Raw genomic sequence first — 2,420 nt, forward strand, 5'->3', positions numbered from 1 at the left:
TGAAAATTGACCCAGGACGGATTGCTGATTTTTGCCCCAGCAATTGTGGATAAGCTTAGCAGCAGTGTTCCGATTCAAGACCATCAAGCCCCACCGCAAGCGGCAGGGCATTTATGGTGCGGATCAAAATGGCTCATCGTCCTCGACATCATCTCCGTCCTTGCGCTTTCGTTCCCGTGACTTGATCTTTGTCTGCGCGGCCAAGGTGCTGTGTTGTAGTCGGTAGGACTCGTTGCCCGTTTCGACGATGTGGCAGTGGTGTGTCAGCCGATCCAGCAACGCGGTGGTCATCTTGGCGTCGCCAAACACACTCGACCATTCCGAGAAGCTCAGGTTGGTGGTGATGACCACGCTGGTGTGTTCGTACAGTTTGGACAGCAGGTGAAATAACAGGGCACCGCCGCTTTGACTGAAGGGCAAATACCCCAGCTCATCCAGTATCACCAGGTCTGTTCGTAGCAGTCCCTGGGCGATTCGCCCTGCCTTGCCATCGTACTTCTCACGCTCCAGCAGATTCACCAGATCCACCGTGGAAAAGAAGCGCACGCGTTTGTTGTGGGCCGTGATTCCGGATACAGCCAAGGCACTGGCCAGGTGTGTTTTCCCGGTTCCAGGGCCGCCGATGAACACGACATTCTGCGCGGTTTCAGTGAACGCTAAGCTGGATAGATCGCTGACCAGCCGGGCATCAGCGCTGGAAGCGCTGAAGTCAAAGCCAGCTAAGTCACGGTGCATGGGGAGTTTTGCCATGTTCATCTGATGATTCACCGAGCGTACCGCGCGATCCGCATGTTCCTGCTGAAGCAGATGTTCCAGCAGCCATTTCGATGAAGCCGTCGACGCTGTTCCTTGAGAGACCAGTTCTTCCCAAGCACTGGCCATGCCGTGCAGGCGAAGTTCTTTGAGTTCAGTCATTAGGTCACGCATTGCGATTCTCCTCATCGGTCGCACGGAGCCGGTCGTAGCGTGCCGTATTGGCAACAGGCGCGACCTTGAGTTGCAGGCTGGTTTCTACACAGGGAGGTGGTGTGGTGGAGGTCAGGCGGGCAACGACATTGAGGATGTGATCGGCGCTCAGACTTCCCGATTCAAGTACCAGCTCCACCGCCACCAGCACTGGTTCGAGACCCGCAATTGGCACAGCAGCCAGTACCTGCATCATGATTCGATCACCGTTGGTGTGACGCCTCAGTCCTCGTTTGAGAAGCCGTAACGGTTTTGGCAAATCAGCAAATGGCGCGCCGTTGCGCAATGCACCAGGCTTGCGTTCGATGAGTGGGATGTAGTGCTGCCAGTCAAAACTGACCTGATCTCGATCAAAGAGACGCTCGTGACTGGCGATCACCGTTTCGTCGGCAATGACCACGATCCGCGAAGGGTACAAACGGCTGCTGACCCACTGGCCGACTCTCTCACATGGCACTGAATAGCGATTTCGCGCCACGCTGATCAGACAGGTGCTGGAGACCCGCACGGTACGCTCGACGTAGCCATCAAATACCGTCGGCATTGGCATCATTTCGACCTGCTCCAGCTCCAAGACCTCGGCCACCGTCAGCCCGTTGTACTGCGGATGCACCAGTTCGCTCCAGAGCGACCGGCAACGTTGGCCGAGCCAGACATTCAGCTCCTCAAAGGTATGGAACATGCAATTTTGAGCATCGAGCCAGATTCGCCTCCGGCTGTCCTGCACGTTCTTTTCGACGATGCCTTTCTCCCAGCCAGAGGCCACGTTGCAGAAGTCCGGATCGAACAGATAGTGCGCGCACATCACGGAAAACCGGGCGTTGACCGTGCGGCCTTTACCTTTGTTGACCTTGTCGACAGCCGTTTTCATGTTGTCGTAGATGCCGCGACGTGGCACGCCACCCAACGCTCCAAACGAGCGCGTATGGGCATCAAATAGCATCTCGTGGCCTTGGCTGGGGTACGCAACCAACCAGAATGCGCGGCTGGCGCACAGCTTCATGTGGGAGACCTGGACACGTCGAAAAAGACCACCGATCAGCAGACCTTCTTCGCTCCAGTCAAATTGAAAGGCCTCACCGAGAGCAAACGTCAGCGGTACAAAAGCGCGTAAAGACTTGCCTTGCTCCCCTCGCCAAGAGCGGACAAACGCCGTGAGCTGGCTGTAGCCGCCGTCGTAACCCTCGGCCTTGATCTGCTCGAAAAGCGCTTTGGCGCTCCTGCGGTTGTGTCTTGGCCGGAACGAATCGGCCTTGAGCGCCTGCTCCAGGGTCTCGTGAAAAGGGCTGAGCTTATTGAAGGTTGCGCACCGTTGGTACGCTGGCTGAGTGGCTTCGGGCGCTCTGACCCATTTTCGGATGGTGTTTCTCGACAGCCCGGTACGCTTGGCTATCTGATGCAGCGAGAGCTTGTCGCGGAAGTACATCCGCCGGATTTTTCCCAACATTTCCATG

At 56.7% G+C, this 2,420-nt stretch carries 2 protein-coding genes; both read right to left on the reverse strand.

Going from position 1 to position 2,420, the window contains the following annotated elements; all coding sequences use genetic code 11:
- Nucleotides 1–123 precede the first annotated feature (123 nt).
- A complete protein-coding gene (istB, locus tag FIV38_RS29745; RefSeq protein WP_029241171.1) occupies nt 124–927 on the reverse strand; it encodes an IS21-like element ISPsy20 family helper ATPase IstB in 804 nt (267 codons plus the stop codon).
- A complete protein-coding gene (istA, locus tag FIV38_RS29750; protein WP_115129398.1) occupies nt 920–2,419 on the reverse strand; it encodes an IS21 family transposase in 1,500 nt (499 codons plus the stop codon). The genes istB and istA overlap by 8 nt, the downstream gene beginning before the upstream one ends.
- Nucleotide 2,420 lies beyond the last annotated feature (1 nt).

Source organism: Pseudomonas proteolytica, from assembly GCF_007858275.1.
GTDB lineage: Bacteria > Pseudomonadota > Gammaproteobacteria > Pseudomonadales > Pseudomonadaceae > Aquipseudomonas > Aquipseudomonas proteolytica.